We start from the raw sequence: 17,629 nt of genomic DNA, 5'->3' as shown, positions 1-17,629 counted from the left end.
ACTGCAACCCGCTTTTAGCGAAATCAAAGGTACTTTTACCTCTCATTCCGCACTAGAACCCGCTTTTAGCGAAATCAAAGGTACTTTTACTTCTCATTCCGCACTGCAACCCGCTTTTGGAGAAATCAAAGGTACTTTTACCTCTCATTCCGCCATTCTTCCCCGCACTGGAGGCCGAAGTCTACGTTGCTTATATAAAGAAACCTCCTGGCGGAGTTCTGCCGGCGATGTTGACGAATCTCTCATGGAGGCTTACATAGGCAGTGTTATTAACCCGGGTTTCTACCGGGCACGTATCCCCTGCAGCAGCAGCCCTATCGCTTCGCGGTAATATTGCATGATATCCTCCGGCGCCTTCGCCGCAGCCATAATCTCGCTGACTCTGGCGACTCCCTCCAGCAAACCGCTTACAATGATAACGTAATTGTCCAGATTTCCCTTTATCAGATATCCGGTATCCATTCCCTCTTGCAGCAGATTCCGGCAGGCTTCCGAGGCAGATTCGCAGAGCTGCGCCAGACGCTGATGAACCTCGTCGGAATGGGGGCGGGATCTGGCATACTCCTCCAGCGCCCGGATCAGGGGATTCTGGAAATCATTCGCATAATGCTCGCCCAGCGCATAGAAACGCTCTTCCAGGCCGCTGATGCGGCTGCTTTTCTCTGCCCACTGGGAAAGCCATTGCTCCGTATCGTCTTCGACCACGTACAGGAACAGCTCATCCTTGCTGGGAAAATGGTGATACAGGCTGCCTTTGCTGACCTTTGCCGCTGAACAGACCTCATTCATCGTTACAGCTCCATATCCTTTTTGAACAAACAGCTGCGCAGCCTTCTGCACAATCCGTTTCTTTGTCTCTTCTCCGTCAGAACGCCCTTTAATCCTGACCACCTCCTTCTAAACCGACCATCCGGTCTAATTGTAACACAAGAACATCCCAAAGTGAATTTTTGTCCTTATCGGCTGTGAATTTCGAACCCGACTTAAAGCTGCCGAGCATCGCATTCACCCTATTGGACTAACCAGTGCAAGGAAGCAGATGCCTTGCCCGGGTATCCTCAGAAATCAAACAAAAGACCCGCAGTAACGGCGGGCCAATCCATTGAAACTATAGCAAAAATCCTCTATCCCTTCACTCCCCACAATATCCGATCCATTCGGCGGGGCTGACCACCCCTAGCAGGTTTTGTTTGTTTGCCCTGCTTAGTTTCAGGCCCTCAGAGGCGCAAATTACTGTGCCTGTTCTGCTGTAGATTCTTCGGCAGGCCTGGCATTCTTTGATGACCATTTGGGAGTTTTCTTCATAATAATAGAGAAGCGACCCATGACAGCTGCGGCAGTGTTCTTCTGACATTCTGTTAAATATGAGCAGCTGGCGGATCTGGCAGCAGCAATGAATATAGAAGCTTTCCACATTCCTTTTGGCCTGCCACAGCTTCTTCAGCTGCCTGAAACCCTGCTTGAACTCAGAATACATGGCCTTACTGATCACGACTTCTTCCGGGTACTCCAGCACAGCCTTGATCTCATCCGCATACTTAAGATACAGCTTGCCCCCGTTCCTGCCCACTTCATCATAGGAGGCCCGCAGCTCGGCAAGAATCCGGTTGGCATCGACCGGCTCTTTATTGGATATAAGCGTACTCTCCAATCGGTGCAAGAAATCATCTATTGAATTATAAATGCTCATTTCAATCCCTCATCCATCTGCTAAATTCCGGACAACGAAACGGGAATCCAACCAAAAGGAAAAGGAAACGGGAACATCGCCGCTCCCGTTTCACTATAAATATTACCTATCGGAATATCTTAATATTCCATCTTCCACATGTAACGGCGCACCGAAAGCGCATGTCCGGTTTCTTCAGATAAATGCTGTGCATACTGTCTGAGTACTACACCGGCTACAAGATTCGTAAAGTACGGACGCACATCCGGGGAGATTCCCTCCAGGTCAAACGTTTCCGCGTCAATCAGGATGGTTTTGTCGGAATATTTCACGCAGAAATCGTAAGCACGGTCATCCAGCGGCCGGGTCTCTCCCAGCCCTTTAATCACGATGAATGGAACATCAAAGTCTGTAATTTCAAAAGGTCCATGGAAGTATTCCCCGGCATGGATGGCACTGGAGTGAATCCATTGCATCTCCTGCAGCAGGCAGATGGCGAATGAGTAGGCTACCGAATAGTTAATCCCGCTGGCCATAGTATAAATCAGCTTTTCCCGCTTGTAATTGCGTCCGAATGCCTTGGCGGCTTCCAAGGTTAAGGCCTTATTCCGTTCATACACACCATGCAGGCCGTTCTCAATGGAACTGATCGCATTGGCATATTTCTCATTTGGATACAACGTCTGGAGAATTCCGAATACCAGACGGTACAGGATTGCCATACTGGTCTCTTCCCCGCGGAGCGCCTCGCCATAAGGGGCATAGTTGTAATGCAGTTTGAATTCTGCAGCTTCCCAGAGCGGTGAGTCCACCAGATTGGTCAGGCAAATCGTCAATGCACCCTTCTCACGGGCAAATGTCGTTGCCGCAACAGTTTCAGGGGTGTTCCCGGAGTGAGAGCAGGTAATGACTACAGAACTTGGTCCAAGTGCTTTGGGGGAACGGTGAATAAATTCGTTAGAAGAATAAGCGGCTGAGGGAATCTCAATCTCACGATCCAGAATATATTGCGCTGGTGTAACGTTTGCGAGCGAGCCGCCGCAGGCTACAAAATAGAAATTGGTTACCTTTCTTTGGGCTACGGCCTGAATCGCTGCTTCCAGTTGTTGCACATGCTCTTGGTTCATTGATAAATTCCTCCTCTTGTTGTAGATATTTCCGGCAGGCCAGAAACACCTATTTGTTACGTTATGTAACGTAATGTATCTATATGTTACTATGGATATTCCCTGAAATCAACCCTTTTCCTAAAGTTCGAACGGTTTACATTATAAAAAAAGTATTATATATTACCTGTGATTAGCTTTTGACAGCTGTAACCGCCAACGTTATAATAATTAGTTGAATTCTAATATCGTTCTCAAAAGGAGCTGCAATGAGACACTTACAGCCGGATAGCATTATCCCTCTTTATGTGCAGTTAAAAGACATTATCAAATCCGATATAGAAGCCGGCATAATGAAGCCCGGGCAGAAGATTCCCACTGAATTTGAGTTATGCGAAATGTACTCGATCAGCCGGCGCACAGTCCGGACTGCGATCAGTGAATTGATTGAAGAGGGCTTGCTTGACCGCAAGCAAGGGAAAGGCACCTTTATCTGCACGCCCAGGATTCAAGCAAAATTCGGCCCTTCAGTATTGGGATTTACGGAAATTTGCAAGCTTAACAACCTTAGACCTTCTTCCAAATTGGTTGAACAGCGCCAGATCAGTGCCACTTCCAAACTTGCCGAAGCGCTGAATGTTCCTGTGAACTCTGAGCTTGTAGCTATCCGCCGCATTATGCTGGCCGACGAAGTTCCGGTAATGATGGATTACGCCGTGTTTACAGAAGCCTATAACTTTTTGCTCCAGGAAAATATGGACAACCGTTCGCTGTATGCCACCATCAAAGCCAAACGTGATGTCTCCTTCATGCGCCAGCGCAAGTCGATCCAGACCATATTTGCCGACTCTGCACAGGCCCAGTATTTGGAGATCCCGGTCGGCTACCCGCTGCTGCTCTCCCAGGGCACCGTTGTTTCCTCCACCATGGAAATCGTTCATTACGGGGAACAGCATATCGTCGGCGACAAGTTCGTATTGTATATTTAGTGAGCAATAAATAACATGTCAAAAAGCTGTTCAAGCAATGAACAGCTTGTGACCGCACATTCAGGTGTATAACTATTCCCCGATGGGTTTGGGATACCCGAATCCCCCATAAAAGGTGCAGGTATACGCGGCAGAATTCGCCCCGGACTGCAGCGCTTCTTCCATAACTCCCTTTTTTAGATAAGACACCAGAAATCCGGCAATGAAGCTGTCTCCCGCTCCCATCGTATCCACGACATCCGCCGGAGTGACTCCTTGTTTGTACAGCACACCGTTTCTGGAGAACAGCGCGCCTTCACTTCCTTTCGTTATGCCTACAATCTCCGTCCCCAACCGGTGGCAAGCCCTTATGAGTGCTTCGATCTGCGCAGAGTCAAGCTCCGCACCCGAAAAAAATGCATATTTAATATGAGGGCATACTTGTTCCAGATATTCCTCATCCGTCCTGGTGGAGAAGTCAAAGGAAATATCACAATGCTCCTTAATTGCGGAAAGCTCCCGCTCTATGCTGGAATAGCAGCTGGTATGGCAGACGTCATGTCCCGCGATATATTCCAGATCCGCAGGCATTAGGCGCAGCCGGAGCAGATGCTGGGCTGTATCCTGGGCACCCCGTACGAATACTCGGTCATTGCCGACCAGCTTCACACCGGGCGAACCGCTGTCCGCATACACTCTGCGTGAATAACGATAGCTGATTCCTTCCTTATCCAGCGAGTCCATAATATGATCTGACTTCTTGTCATTCCCGAATACACCGATATAGGCCACTTCCTCGCATCCGTTCCGCTTACAATTCACAGCCACATTTACGGCATTGCCTCCGGGATAGTAGAGCCCTTGATCCAAATAACAATCCGCAACATTGTCGCCCACGGCAATTATTCTCATGGATAAATCCTCCCAAGTTCGATATTCAGCCTTTTACAGAGCCGTCAGACATACCCTGAATAAAGTATTTCTGCATAAAAATAAACAGAATAATAAGCGGCAGTGAAGAGATGACCAGTCCAGCCAGCAGAACCCCCCAGTCTGTTGACAATGCATCTTTGAAGTTCATCAGCCCTGCCGGAATGGTCCTGTATTTATCCGAATCGATAAAGATTATAGAGAACAGGAACTCGTTCCAGGCGTAATAAGAGGTAAGGATGATGGTAGTCATAATAATAGGAAGAGACATGGGCAGAAAAATGCTGAGATAGGTCCGGAACACCGAACAGCCGTCCATGGTTGCCGACTCTTCAATCTCTTTGGGGATACCCAGGAAATAAGAGCGGATGAGCAGCACTGCGATCGACAGCCTAAAGGCAATGTAGGGCAGAATCAGAGCGAAATACGTATTATGAATATTTAGATTCTGCAAAAGCTTATACAATGGTACCAGACATACCTGTGGATCCAGCATCATTCCACCGAGCACGAACATAAATAGTGTCTTGCTGTACCGGAAACGGAAGCGGCTCAGTCCATACGCACATAGTGAAGCAATGATGACAACACCCGCAATCGTGCTGACCGTAACAATCACACTGTTCATAAAATAATTGCCTATCCCTTTGGTCCAGGCGGTTGCGTAGTTCGAAAACAACCACTCGCTTGGCAGATTCCAGACAGCTCCAAAAATTTCATCGTAGCTTTTAAATGATGAGGACACCATCCAGAACAACGGGTACATCACCAGGACTACCCCTACCAGGAGAGGCAGCAGCACAATGAGTCTGTAAATAGGCAGCTTGCCGGCCATGTTCAGTCCCCCTTCCCTGTTCTGAATGATAACGTCTGTATGAGCGCCAGCACTGCTGTAATGACAAAAATAAGCAGCGAGATGGTCGCGGCATAACCCATGCTGTCTCTGACAAAACCATTCTGATACATCAGGACTGCAATTGTAATGGAGCTGGTTCCGGGACCTCCGCCCTTGGTTAGAATAAAGGGTTCGTTAAATACCATGAACGCCCCTGTTATGGTCAGAAGTGAATTTACAAAAATCATTTCTTTCACCTGAGGCAGCGTGATGCTGAAAAAGATTTTTACTTTGCCTGCCCCGTCAATTTTGGCCGCTTCATAGAGGTCGCGCGGAATTTTCTGAATGGCCACAATGAACAACATCATGCAATAGCCGATGCTCTGCCACTGCGATACGGCAATGACGGCATAAATGGCTGTAGTACCGGAACCCAGCCACGGTTTAGCCCAGGCATCAAGCCCCACAGCTTGCAGGAACATATTCAGCAGGCCATCCGTCGGGTTATAGACGAAGGAGAATAACAAGCAGATAACCGTAATAGAAATAATAACTGGTATAAAAAAGATCGTCCGGAATATCGCGGAGACCTTTCTCAGAAACTCTTCCTCCAGGATTGCGGCCAGAACCAGTCCGAATCCTACCTGGCAGATTAAAGAGATCACGGCATATTTCACATTATTGATTAAGGCTTTGCCCACAACAGGGTCGGAGAACAGCGTTCTATAGTTATCGAAACCGGCGAATGAGCTTTTTCCTGACAGCAGGGAGATATTCTGAAAGCTATAGAAGAAATTCTGGATCAGAGGCATATATACGAATACTGCAAGCATCAGCACACACGGCAGGACAAACAAATAAGGAGCTATCGTTCTTCTCGTTCTCATCACTTTCCCCCTGTTTTATCCGGGAACCCAGTTAGACACATTTCCCTGTATCTTAGAAGAAAAGAGGGGAGCTATGCCCCCTCTTCATTGTTGAAGCACTTCGTTTCTACTTTTTGACTGCCTGAAGCTTCGCCGCTGCGGCCTGCACTTCTTTGAGCACTTCTTCAGGGGTCTCGATATCCGCAGCAATGGCTTGGCCTCCACGCATAAAGGCATCGGCTACGCTGGCATCCACCGCATTATCAAGCCAAGGGGTGGTTTCTGCCGCATTCTGGATCACTTCGATCGCTCCCAAGGTTCCCGGAGGGGAATTCTCCTCGGTGGCTGCACCGATTACAGTTGTCATAGAACCTACATCCTTTTGAAACTTCGCTGCATTCTCAGGAGAGACAATGAACTTTACAAATTTCTCGGCAAGCTCTTTATTGGCCGTTTCCTTGCTGATCATGAATCCTTCAGGTGCGCCTGTCAGACCTTCGGCATTCCCTTTGCCCTCGGAGAACTGCGGGAAATTAAAATAGTCAAACTCAAGATCGGGTTTATCTTTCAGATAACCCAGCTCGGCAAACTGCAGATAATGAATCGGCACTTCCCCGGCGATGAACATATTTCTCGTAGCTTCATGGTTGACGGAAGTTGCATTTGGCCCCATATATTTGGTTAATTTCTGCCAATACTTCAGGACTTGTAAATATCCCGGATCGGTAAACTTGCCTGTGCCGACTGCATAGTCGGTTGCCAGTACCTCAGGACTCAGCATCCGCTGATTCATAGTGCCCAGGTAGTGTCCCACGGCCCAGGAATCCTGAAGGCCTTCGATAATTGGCGTGTCGTAACCCGCAGCCTTAAGCTTGTCCAGCAGGGCTATGAACTCGTCCCAGGTCTTTGGTTTTTCAAGACCCAGCTTGTTGAATATTTTCTTATTATAAAAGAAGACCTTTCCATCCATCGTAAAAGGCACACCATATATTTTGTCATCAAAAGTGAAGGATTTCAGCTGATTCTGAACCAGGGTTCCTGCCCAGTCCTTATCAGAGTCGAACATAGAAGTAAGATCTTCAACTCTGCCGGAGGAGACCAGACTTTCGGCAAAGCTGTCCGACCAGGAGGAGAAGACATCCGGGATGTCCCCTGAGGAGACAAGAACCTTGATTTTCTCCTTGTAGTTATCGTTCAGGACCGATTCCATCTCAATTTTGACACCGGGATTCTGTTTTTCGAATTCCTCTTTAATGTAATTGAAATACGAATTTCTTGGTTCATTGGGCCAGCGGTGAAAAAACTTTAGCGTTGTTGTCTTGCCTTCCGAATCCCCATTCCCATTGGTTGCAGTACTAGAGTTATTGCTGCTGCACGCCGTCAGTACTACCAATAATCCCGCTAACAATAACAAACCCAATCTTCGTCCCATCCGATACATTGTAAATACCTCCCATCGATGATTAACTTATGTAACACATAAAATAGGTAACGTATTGTTACGTAACAACACTATACCACACCAATAGTTAATTTTAAATCTTTTTTTACAAATCCTTTGATAAGCTTATTCAAGAGGGGCTGAATGAAAGGGTTTTACATTTAAAACTGAATACACACAGTTCATAAAGCGGGGAGTTATTTTGAGAATATAAGAACCGTTTATATAATTTTTAAAATATAAATAACATTTAGTGTTATTTATATGGACATGATACTACAATTCACAAGTGGAGCACACTGTAAAATTCAAGATATTTTGCTGCGCCCAACTCAAAGAGGCACACCGGGATCTCCCAGTGTGCCTCTCCATACATTTCCTGTGATCTATAAGTCTGCCTGACTCAAAAATCAATCAGTCCCAGGCTGATTTGCAGCGAATCATCCACCAGCTTCATTGTTTCATCGTCCAGATGGGTGATCTTATCGGTTAAGCGTTGTTTGTCAATTGTCCGAACCTGCTCCAGCAATATGACGGAGTCCCTGTCAAAGCCGTGAGCAGCCGCATCAATTTCTACATGCGTCGGCAGTTTAGCCTTCTGAATCTGGGCAGTGATGGCTGCCACAATGACTGTCGGGCTGAAGCGATTGCCAATGTCGTTCTGAATGACCAGTACCGGCCGTACTCCGCCTTGTTCTGAACCCACCACCGGCGAAAGGTCGGCAAAAAAAACGTCGCCGCGTTTAACGATCAATATCTACACCCCGCTTACTAAGCGGCCAAGAGTACTGTCTGCATCTTCCTCCGCGAGAAACGCCTCGCATGCCATGGTCAAATTGATTTTAGCCATTTCCATATAGCCACGCTGCATCGAATCGCGGATGGTCCGTTTCCTCCGTTCGCTTAGATACAGCTTCATGGCCTGCCTGATCAATTCACTCCGGTTGGAGTTCTCCAATTGGACGATCCCATCCACTTCCTGCAAGAGATGATCGGGCAAGCTGATCATGATTCTTTTGGTGTTCTGCAAATTGGCCACCTTCTCTTCCACCCCCACAAACCTTCTGCCCTTGTGTTCCAGTGTTACAATATACAAGGAATTTTATACAAGGAATATATGCCGCCAGTATATCAAGTATGCTGCATTCCATTATAAACTAGAAATGGCGGTTCGTATAGACCATAAGTCACACTAGTCACACGGCATTATCCTTCTATTCCGTTCCTGCATGAGCAACGCGGTCAAGACATTAGGTCTGCAGCAAGGGGTTCACCAGGTTAGGAGCAGCGCCTTCGCGTACATACACACGCGGCACCCGGTGGGCCAGCATACAGATTACCTCGTAGTGAATCGTTCCAAGATGGAGCGCCAGTTCGTCTGCCGTGATGGACACGGCACCCTGGCGTCCGATGAGTACAACCTCTTCGCCAGCTTTGATTTGTTCCGCTTCTTCAGCGAAAGATTTGAGCGTTACCATACACTGGTCCATGCAGATGGTTCCGACGACAGGAACGCGGCGTCCGCGTATTAGCACCTCAGCTTTGCCTGTTAGCATGCGGGAATATCCGTCAGCGTACCCCACAGGAAGCGTTGCAATGATCTCCTCGCTGTCTGTGAAGTACCGGGTGCCGTAGCTGATGCCCCAATCGGGCGGCAGGGTTTTGACATAGACTGCCTGCGTCTTCAGCGTCATTACCGGATGTAGAGCCACCAGCTCGTGGTTCACCTCTGTCGAGGGATAGAAACCGTACAAGCTTATGCCTACACGCACCATGTTACTGGATAGAAGAGGTGTATCAATGGCCGTAGCGCTATTGCCCGTATGTATGATCGGGATGTGAATGTCTCTGTCCCGAAGCGTTTCAGCCACGCTCATAAACCGTCGGTACTGCATCAGTGTATAGCTTTTGTTGTTTTCGTCTGCTTTGGCAAAATGTGTGAACATCCCCTCCAGCTCCGCCTGCGCTACAGAATGCACTTCAGCGATAAAATCGGGGGCATCCGCCGGCAAAAGTCCCAGCCGTCCCATCCCGCTGTCTATCTTGATGTGCACTTTCAGCCGGTGCTCCGGGTCAACCGGAAGCTGCCTTACCGCCTCCAGCACCTCCGGGGTGAACAGTGTTACGGTTACATGGTTCTTCCAGGCAACGGGTATTCCTTCGGGAGAGGTGTAGCCGAGCACCAGAATAGGAATTAGTATTCCCGCTTGACGCAGCTCCAATGCCTCATCCAAAAAAGCAACACTTACATAATCCGCTCCTAGCCGTTCCAGCTCCCGGGTCACTTCCACCGCTCCATGGCCGTACGCATTTCCTTTGACGCATCCCATGAACTTGGTCTCCGCAGGAAGAACCTTGCGGAAGGCCTCATAATTGGCACGCAGATCATCGAGATTAATCTCGGCTACTGTAGGTCGATAGCTTGCTTGCACTTCAGGGTCACCTTCTAACATTGTAGTAAAACATCTCTGCATCGTATTGATTATAGTCTTACCGTCAATGGTAATGCTAATCGAAGGCGGCTGTCAATGTAAGCAGGGAGCTATCTTTTGGCAGAACCCCCATAGGTCCTGTCAGGGCCAGAAAAGCTGAAAAAGCGGATACTGCTTGTAGAGGAATTACTCCCACAATACGCAGTATCCGCCTACTGATATTTACTTACCCGATTGTTCCTCCATAGAAGCGGCAATCTGCATCATTTCGCTCACAGGAAGATTTGCACTGGTGATCCGGTACTGCACACCATCGCTCATCCAGGTCAGTGTCTTTTGTTCATCACCGGTCAGCGCCCCTGCGGTGAATCCCAGGTCAACCAAGGTTGCCGGTGCCAGGGAGACAGCACGGTCCAGCGGCCGTGACTCAATGATCGTGTACTGGTATGTTCCATCATAGCGGAGGAGCACCGAATGATCCTTGCTGTCCTCGAGTTTGTTGGAATCTTTCAGCTGCACACCGGCTGGAATATAGCCCGGTTCAATAATCCCGAAATCACCGGGTTCAGCGGCTGCCGCCTGGTCTTCCTGCTGGGCGTTCTCCGGCGCAGCGACCGGATTGCCATTCTCATCCACTTCCGCCAGCGTGCTTTCGGATGCGCTGCCTGTTGCCATATTCTTTTGCATATCAAAAGAATCCTTGGTAAATTCCGGATCGAACTTGAAGCTGTCGAACTTCACGTTCACCACAACCTTGGCTTCGGAATCGGAGACCTGCACCTGCTTCGGCTCATAGGTCTTCTTAGCAAGCCAGATTTTCTGGCGGACCAGCGCGCTGCTCTGGTAATTGGCGGCTACCTCGAACACGTAGTTGTCTCCATCCTCTACAAACTGGCGGTTGTTGTCGGAGACAATTCCCCGGATCAGCGTCTGGTACAGATAGACCTGGCCTTGATTGTCCGGCCAGTCGCTCTGGAAGCGGAAGCTTTTGCCAAGGCTTGGTGTCAGTACGAATACGCCCTCATCATTGCGCAGCACGATTTGCGTAACATCCTTCTGGACGTTCGACAGGCTGATCCGGTAGTAGGAAGGATTCTTGTACCAGACCTCCACCTTATACTCCTGCGGCTGCTCGCCGGTGTACAGCGTCATCGTGCCCGACCCCTGGTAAGCCCCCTGCTTGCTCTCCAGCTTATCAGACACATTGTTCAAATCCTTGACCACGGAAGCGGCGTCCTTCTTTCCGCATCCCGCGAGCACCAGGGCCACGCTCATAATGATCGCGAGTACCCATGTTATCCGGCGCATGACATCATCCCCTTAACCTGTTTTGGAAAAGCATTGATTAGTACATGTCTATGAGGGACTTGCCTGCATTATGCAGACGGGCATGACAAGCAGGATGGATAATGACAGGCAGCCGGACAGCCGCCCAAAAAGCCCGCGCAGAGCGCGGGCTTCCAGTAATAGACCATATGGAATGAAACAGTCACCAGGACCAGCCGGACAGGGTCAGATCACGGATCAATAACCCGCTCTTCTCCAATCGGACAAGCTCTTCTTCCTCTTCCGTGTGCAAGCTGCCCATATGCTCATGCGCCGTATTGACCAGCCAAGGCTGTCCGCCTTTTAGAAAACAGAGATCATCAGGCAGCCTAGGCTGTACCCAGGAGTACAAGCTGTGAGTATAGGCAAGAAGAATATCGGCAGCAGCCGGAGAACTGCTGAAATAATGAATATCGGCATAATGGCCCAGCAACCGTGTTCCAGGCCAGCCGTCATCCTTTTTTGTTTCTATGAAATAGGGCTGGAGACGCTCCAGCAATTCAAGTCCTTCAGGCTCCAGTTCCATTTGATCCCGTTTGACCAGGATAAATGTGTCACAGACTTCCAGCGCGAGGTGGATCAAAGTACAATAAGTGTTACCCGCCGGCTCCTGCAAAATTGTATAAATGGCAGTTGCCTCCTTTGCTTATATCAGACGCGCGATCTTCTCAATCTCCACGGCGGAGGCCGACATCTGCTGCATCGAGGCGGTAATCTCCTCTGTCGCTGCGGCCTGGCGTTCGCTCTGGGCCAGACAATCCATCAGCGTTGCTTCCATCTGGTTAATGTTCTGTTTGATCGTCTGCAGAATGCCGGCGATGTCCTTCGCGGACGAAGCGCTGGATACGGACATCTTCCGGATCTCCTGTGCAACGATGCCGAAGCCGCGCCCGTGCTCCGCAGCATGGGCAGCTTCAATCGCCGCGTTAAGCCCCAGCAGGTTGGAATTATCCGCCACCTTGCGGATGAACTCCAGAATCTCATCCGTCTGCTGCAGCTCCTCAACCACTCTCTGCCCCAGCTGCTTCAGATCACCTACGGTGTTCGCCAGATCAGAGGCGGTTTCCGCGATCTCTTCGGAGGTCGAGCTGATTTGTTCAGAGGTCACTGCCAGAGCATTCGCCGCATCGCTGAGCGTTTCCTGGTTGCTGAGGCTGATTCCTATAGTAAAAACACCAGCTACCGCTCCGTTCTGATCCTTTATCGGCATGGAGGTGGATTTGAACGGCCAGCCGTAGATTTCCTTCGGAATATTGGCACTCACGTCCTCTCCCGTATCCAATGCCATGCGGATTCCCCCGCTTGGCGGAACCGGCGTCCCCTCTTGAATGCGGATATCCAGCTCTGTTCCCGGCAGATAGTAGATAAATTTTTCCGAATCCGCCAAGGCGAACATTACATCCAGCGGAAATAGACGCTGCACCAGCGGCAGTGATATTTTTAGAGACTCCAGTAATTGTCCAAGCTCAGTTTGATTGTTCATGACCGTAACAGCTCCCACAAAAACATTTTTGATCATTATAGCATAGGAGAATATATCTCTATATTAGATATCTTACTCTCAATACATAAGCCCGTTTTTTTACTGCAACAGCAATCTTTTTTGTCCGCTAAGGCAGCAGGTGAAATGTAAAATTTTATAATTTAATTAAAGTAAATTTGCAGCCGATATATAAACGTAATCATGTGAGTAACTTATACAAAGCAGAGGAGAAAAACAACATGTGGAAAGCAAACAAAGTATCCAATAAAATAAGCAACATCTCTCTGAAGGTTAAGCTTCCCGTTCTATTAAGCTTACTTGTGGCTGTAGTTCTTCTGGCTACTTCAGTGACGGTCTATTTGTTTTCTTCGGACCTGCTGCTCGGCAAGAGCAAGGATGAAATTAATGCAAATAGTGACCGTATAGGCGAGGGACTGTGGACTGCGATGCAGCTTGAGGAGCAAATCTCTTATGTCATTTCCGTGCATAATACCTTCAAAGAGCTACTAGAGCTTCGAGAACAAAAGACATTATCGGATCAAGCGTTCTTGTCCTCAGAGAATCCCGTTTTCAGTAAAGCGAACACCATCCTTCAGGATAGTCTGCAGGGAGGAAATGACTCCTTGCTTGTATTGGATTCGCAGGGGACTATCGTCGCAGGAACCAATAAAGAGAGTTTGGGGCAGTCCCGGGCTGACCGGGAATATTTCACAGAAGCCTTTAAAGGAAAATCGTTTATCAGCGACGCCATTGTATCCAAATCAAACAACAACAAACTGCTGCTGGTGTTCTCCCAACCGGTCAAATCCGCCGACGGCAAAGTTCTGGGCGTCCTGGCCATGACAGTAGCCAGTGACTTCTTCCTCGATAAACTGGGCAACATTCAAATTAACGGCAAAGGCACCATTGAGGTTCTAAGCCGGGGCGGGATTGTATTGTATAATTCCTCCGACCCGGCCCGCATTGGGCTGGACATCGGTGAAGAACCGGGGATCAAGTCTTTACTGGCTACCCGGGCCACGGATGAGCTGGATATCCAGACGACCGAACGGGCCACTGAGTATCTGAGAATCAATAAAATTCCCAAGGCTGACCTTACCATATCCGTTATTGATTCCTACGACGATATTAAACGCCCTATTCAGGATATGTTAATGAAGATATTGATTGTAACTGTCGTTGCCCTGCTGGTTGCCATTGGTTTCGGGCTGTTGCTGTCCCGTTCTATTACCAAACCTGTGGTTACATTAACCTCACGGTTCAAAACTTTGGCTACGGGAGATTTGACGGTAACCGCAGATGGCAGCTATAAAAGTGAGTTCAAGGATCTGGCGGACAGCTTTAATATCATGGTCCAGCAAAATAAAGCACTTATTACCAATATGAACGATTCGATTACCATACTTAAGACAAGCACCCATGAGCTGGAGGAGACTTCCAAACAGGCCGCCCGTTCGGTTAATGAAACCTCAGTAACCTCAATGGGGATAGCCCAGGCGATGGAGCTTCAATCCAATGATACCGAGCAGATCGTCAATAAGTTCTACGGGTTCAGTGAGAAATTTGCCGGAATGAATGACAACGCGCAAGCCGTTAGACAAAGAGCTGAAGAAATCACCCAAGTCTTCCATGCCAGCAATCAAGTCGTCGAAGGATTGATTGAGATCAGCGGCAAAAATGAACAGGAAGTCCAAAAAATCTCGGCCATCACCGTTAAACTTCAAGACAGCTCCAACAGCATCAGCAATATTACCGGGGCAATAAATCAGATTGCCGCCCAGACCAATCTGCTTGCGCTAAACGCTTCAATTGAAGCTGCAAGAGCCGGTGAACATGGAAGAGGTTTTGCCGTAGTAGCTTCCGAGATTCGCAAGCTCGCTGAGCAAAGCTCGAAGCAATCGAACGAAATTTATGAGATTATTCAGCAAAACCTGGCGTTTGTCGCCGAAAATAATGATAGCGTAATGGAGATTAATCATATTTCTGCTGAGCAGGATCAGCTGGTAGGACAAACTCAAACGGCCTTCCAGACGATTCTGGATAAAATCACAGACATCACCGTGCAAATCCAGTCGATGGCGGATGAAATTGCCCATATGCAAAAGGATAAGGACGAGGTTCTCGATTCAGCCCAAAGCCTGTCAGCTACAGGAGAAGAGGTTTCCGCATCGGTGGAAGAAGTTACCGCTACTATGATGGAGCAATCCTCTGCCGTTGATCAGCTGGCTGAGATGGTGGGAACAATTGATCAGCTCTCGAAAAGTCTGGCAGAGGCAGCCTCTAAATTTCGGGTAGTGTAAAAAGAAAAAAAGCAGCGGTTCTCCAGCATGGAGGATCGCTGCTTTCTCTATTTAACAAGACCCTGCCGCTTACACTTGTTTTTTCTCCGTTAAGTAGTACAAGAAGGCCAATACCGGCAAAGCCAGCCCGATCAAAGAAGTCAATCCCCAGCCGCCATACGCATATGCCCAGCCTCCCAGAGAAGAGCCAATAGCTCCGCCTATGAAGAAAATGGCCATAAACAATCCGTTCAAACGTCCTCTTGCTTCATTGCCCAGGGAATAGATCGCCCGCTGTCCAAGCACCAGGTTCCCCGAAACTCCCATATCCAGGATAATTGCCCCCACAACCAGCAGCCCCAGCGTTACTTTGGAGTCATCCTGAAACAGATAAGCGATTAAAAAGGCTGCTGCCGCCAGCACAAACGCAAGCCCTGTCAGAGGTCTGGTCCAACCCCGGTCCGCTAATCTTCCGGCAATAGGAGCAGCAACCGCACCGGCGACACCGGCCAAGGCGAACAAGGCAATTCCCTGCTGACTCAGATGATACGCATCAGCCAGCCGCAAAGAAACGGTAGTCCAGAACAAGCTGAAGGTTCCAAACAGACTAGCCTGATACAGCGCCCGGCGGCGCAGCACCGGGGTGTTCTTCAGCAGCGTTCCCAGCGAACGGATCAATCCACCGTAGTTCATGGTTGGTGTAGGCTGGCGTTTAGGAAGCACACGGGATAACAGAATCGTCAATAGCGCGATCACTACCGCAGAGATGGCAAAGATCGCATGCCAGCCCCAGAGGCCGGAGACAAAGCTGGCCAGCGGGCGGGCGAACATAATTCCCAGCAGCAATCCGCTCATCACATTGCCCACGACCCGGCCCCGGTGTTCTTCAGCGGCCAGATAGGAAGCATACGGCACCAGAATTTGTGCGGCTACCGAACCGAGGCCAATAAACAAGGATGCAGCCAGAAACAACGGTGCATTGGGAGCAAGCGTAGCCGCAACAAGTGCAGCCACCACAACTGCCAGCGAGGTCACAGTCAAGCGGCGGTTTTCAATAATATCGCTTAGCGGCACCACGAACAGCAGTCCAATAACATAACCGATCTGGGTCAGCGTCACAATCAGCCCCGCAGCTCCAGAGGAGAGATGAGTAGCTGCGCTGATCGGTCCAACCAGCGTCTGGGCATAATACAGATTGGCGACGATAAGTCCGCAGGAGGCGGCCAGCAGAAAAGTGATCCAGCCAGGGACTGCATTACCCGCTGTGCTTTCTTGCGCATGTTTCACGTTTATTCCCCGGCTTGCCTGCTTTACCTGGTTCATATGAATTCCACCCTTCATTTAAATACTAAACGTATAGTTCATTAATTTATGTCCTTATGATATACTGAACGTACAGTTTTGTAAATAGGCAATTTGAAACTTATTTATAAAATCTGTAATTAACAGCTTATCCTTCGTCAGGCTGGCTAACTCCATGTATATTTTTGTATAATGAACGTATAGTTTCTCAGAGCGAACCGGAATATGGCAAGGGTATATTCGATCAGGAGGTTATTAATGATGGATAAAAAAAGAGGGCGGCCGCGCAATAATGAGGCCGAGGCTGCCATACTTGCAGCATCCTATGATTTGCTGCTGGAGACGGGCTTTGGCGCCGTGACGGTAGAGAAGATCGCGGAACGGGCAAAAGTCAGCAAAGCGACAATCTATAAATGGTGGCCCAATAAAGCGGCCGTGGTCATTGACGGGTATCTGTCCGCCGCTTCCGCCCGGCTTCCTGTGCCGGATACGGGTTCCGTTAAGGAGGATATTAGAATCCATGCTACGAACCTTGCCGCTTTTCTGTACAGCCGCGAAGGAAAGGTCATTACGGAGATGATCGGGGAGGGACAATTCGATGCCGGCCTTGCTGAGGCTTACCGGACGAGATTCTTCGCACCGCGCCGTCAGGAGGCCAGACAACTGCTGGAGCGCGGGGTATTGCGGGGGGAACTGAAAAAAGATCTGGATGTAAATTGCAGTATTGATCTAATGTATGGACCGATATTCTACCGGCTGCTGATTACAGGGGACACACTCAATGGAGAATTCGTAGAAAAGCTGTTGGCATTAGCTTTCGGAGGGGTCAGTGCGTAGCGATTCTTCCTTGGTATACTCATTAATTAAGGTATCCAGCTTCATGGATTGCCTGATCACTTTCGGATGCAGCAGCCCATAGGTTGTTTCCATCTCATTCAGCTTCTTGCGTTCTGCTTCGATGCGCTGCTGAATGGCTTCAAGCTTGTTCATGA

The 17,629-nt window shown here is 48.9% G+C and carries 18 protein-coding genes; 3 read left to right on the top strand and 15 right to left on the bottom strand.

Annotated elements, in window-relative coordinates:
* Positions 1–282 precede the first annotated feature (282 nt).
* From PGRAT_RS06290 to PGRAT_RS06280, 3 genes are all read right to left on the bottom strand, one after another.
* Positions 283–891 carry a TetR/AcrR family transcriptional regulator gene (locus PGRAT_RS06290; protein WP_025708972.1) on the bottom strand — a complete coding sequence of 203 codons (609 nt, stop codon included), beginning with the start codon at positions 889–891 and terminating at the stop codon, positions 283–285.
* A 241-nt stretch (positions 892–1,132) separates the two neighbouring features.
* Positions 1,133–1,690, bottom strand: a complete 558-nt coding sequence (locus PGRAT_RS06285; protein ID WP_025708971.1) for a hypothetical protein — start codon at positions 1,688–1,690, stop codon at positions 1,133–1,135.
* Between the two features lie 119 nt (positions 1,691–1,809).
* Entirely contained in the window at positions 1,810–2,796 is a 987-nt protein-coding gene (locus PGRAT_RS06280; protein WP_025708970.1) for an SIS domain-containing protein, read from the bottom strand.
* Between the two features lie 248 nt (positions 2,797–3,044).
* On the opposite strand from PGRAT_RS06280, the gene PGRAT_RS06275 reads away from it, so the two are divergent.
* The gene (locus PGRAT_RS06275) at positions 3,045–3,764 is read left to right on the top strand and encodes a GntR family transcriptional regulator (protein WP_025708969.1); all 720 of its coding nucleotides are present in this window, start codon (positions 3,045–3,047) and stop codon (positions 3,762–3,764) included.
* 72 nt (positions 3,765–3,836) lie between these two features.
* Here the strand turns inward: PGRAT_RS06275 and PGRAT_RS06270 are convergent, their stop codons facing one another.
* From PGRAT_RS06270 to PGRAT_RS06225, 10 genes are all read right to left on the bottom strand, one after another.
* On the bottom strand, positions 3,837–4,655 hold the full coding sequence (locus tag PGRAT_RS06270; RefSeq protein ID WP_025708968.1) for a PfkB family carbohydrate kinase: 819 nt from the start codon (positions 4,653–4,655) through the stop codon (positions 3,837–3,839).
* A gap of 25 nt (positions 4,656–4,680) precedes the next feature.
* The gene (locus PGRAT_RS06265) at positions 4,681–5,508 is read right to left on the bottom strand and encodes a carbohydrate ABC transporter permease (protein WP_025708967.1); all 828 of its coding nucleotides are present in this window, start codon (positions 5,506–5,508) and stop codon (positions 4,681–4,683) included.
* Between the two features lie 2 nt (positions 5,509–5,510).
* On the bottom strand, positions 5,511–6,395 hold the full coding sequence (locus PGRAT_RS06260) for a carbohydrate ABC transporter permease (RefSeq protein ID WP_025708966.1): 885 nt from the start codon (positions 6,393–6,395) through the stop codon (positions 5,511–5,513).
* Positions 6,396–6,501: 106 nt separating this feature from the next.
* Entirely contained in the window at positions 6,502–7,815 is a 1,314-nt protein-coding gene (locus PGRAT_RS06255; protein ID WP_238326920.1) for an ABC transporter substrate-binding protein, read from the bottom strand.
* A 403-nt stretch (positions 7,816–8,218) separates the two neighbouring features.
* Positions 8,219–8,569 carry a type II toxin-antitoxin system PemK/MazF family toxin gene (locus PGRAT_RS06250; protein ID WP_019913013.1) on the bottom strand — a complete coding sequence of 117 codons (351 nt, stop codon included), beginning with the start codon at positions 8,567–8,569 and terminating at the stop codon, positions 8,219–8,221.
* 3 nt (positions 8,570–8,572) lie between these two features.
* Positions 8,573–8,854, bottom strand: a complete 282-nt coding sequence (locus PGRAT_RS06245; protein WP_025708964.1) for a CopG family ribbon-helix-helix protein — start codon at positions 8,852–8,854, stop codon at positions 8,573–8,575.
* Positions 8,855–9,065: 211 nt separating this feature from the next.
* The gene (alr, locus tag PGRAT_RS06240; RefSeq protein ID WP_025708963.1) at positions 9,066–10,247 is read right to left on the bottom strand and encodes an alanine racemase; all 1,182 of its coding nucleotides are present in this window, start codon (positions 10,245–10,247) and stop codon (positions 9,066–9,068) included.
* Positions 10,248–10,469: 222 nt separating this feature from the next.
* Positions 10,470–11,555, bottom strand: a complete 1,086-nt coding sequence (locus PGRAT_RS06235) for a LolA family protein (RefSeq protein ID WP_025708962.1) — start codon at positions 11,553–11,555, stop codon at positions 10,470–10,472.
* Between the two features lie 181 nt (positions 11,556–11,736).
* Positions 11,737–12,156 carry a hypothetical protein gene (locus PGRAT_RS06230; RefSeq protein WP_155990556.1) on the bottom strand — a complete coding sequence of 140 codons (420 nt, stop codon included), beginning with the start codon at positions 12,154–12,156 and terminating at the stop codon, positions 11,737–11,739.
* A 63-nt stretch (positions 12,157–12,219) separates the two neighbouring features.
* Positions 12,220–13,056, bottom strand: a complete 837-nt coding sequence (locus tag PGRAT_RS06225; protein ID WP_025708960.1) for a methyl-accepting chemotaxis protein — start codon at positions 13,054–13,056, stop codon at positions 12,220–12,222.
* A gap of 239 nt (positions 13,057–13,295) precedes the next feature.
* On the opposite strand from PGRAT_RS06225, the gene PGRAT_RS06220 reads away from it, so the two are divergent.
* The gene (locus PGRAT_RS06220; RefSeq protein WP_025708959.1) at positions 13,296–15,356 is read left to right on the top strand and encodes a methyl-accepting chemotaxis protein; all 2,061 of its coding nucleotides are present in this window, start codon (positions 13,296–13,298) and stop codon (positions 15,354–15,356) included.
* A 69-nt stretch (positions 15,357–15,425) separates the two neighbouring features.
* Here PGRAT_RS06220 and PGRAT_RS06215 read toward each other — a convergent pair whose 3' ends face one another.
* A complete protein-coding gene (locus PGRAT_RS06215) occupies positions 15,426–16,658 on the bottom strand; it encodes an MFS transporter (protein WP_174469022.1) in 1,233 nt (410 codons plus the stop codon).
* Between the two features lie 240 nt (positions 16,659–16,898).
* Between PGRAT_RS06215 and PGRAT_RS06210 the strand changes: the two genes are divergently transcribed.
* Positions 16,899–17,474 carry a TetR/AcrR family transcriptional regulator gene (locus tag PGRAT_RS06210; protein ID WP_025708957.1) on the top strand — a complete coding sequence of 192 codons (576 nt, stop codon included), beginning with the start codon at positions 16,899–16,901 and terminating at the stop codon, positions 17,472–17,474.
* Here PGRAT_RS06210 and PGRAT_RS06205 read toward each other — a convergent pair.
* Positions 17,448–17,627, bottom strand: a complete 180-nt coding sequence (locus PGRAT_RS06205) for an aspartyl-phosphate phosphatase Spo0E family protein (RefSeq protein ID WP_025708956.1) — start codon at positions 17,625–17,627, stop codon at positions 17,448–17,450. The two genes, PGRAT_RS06210 and PGRAT_RS06205, sit on opposite strands and share 27 nt — an antisense overlap.
* Positions 17,628–17,629 lie beyond the last annotated feature (2 nt).

It is taken from the genome of Paenibacillus graminis, assembly GCF_000758705.1.
GTDB lineage: Bacteria > Bacillota > Bacilli > Paenibacillales > Paenibacillaceae > Paenibacillus_AQ > Paenibacillus_AQ graminis.
The sequence above is the reverse complement of the archived record's forward strand: the minus strand, read 5'-3'. Positions and strand labels throughout refer to the sequence as shown.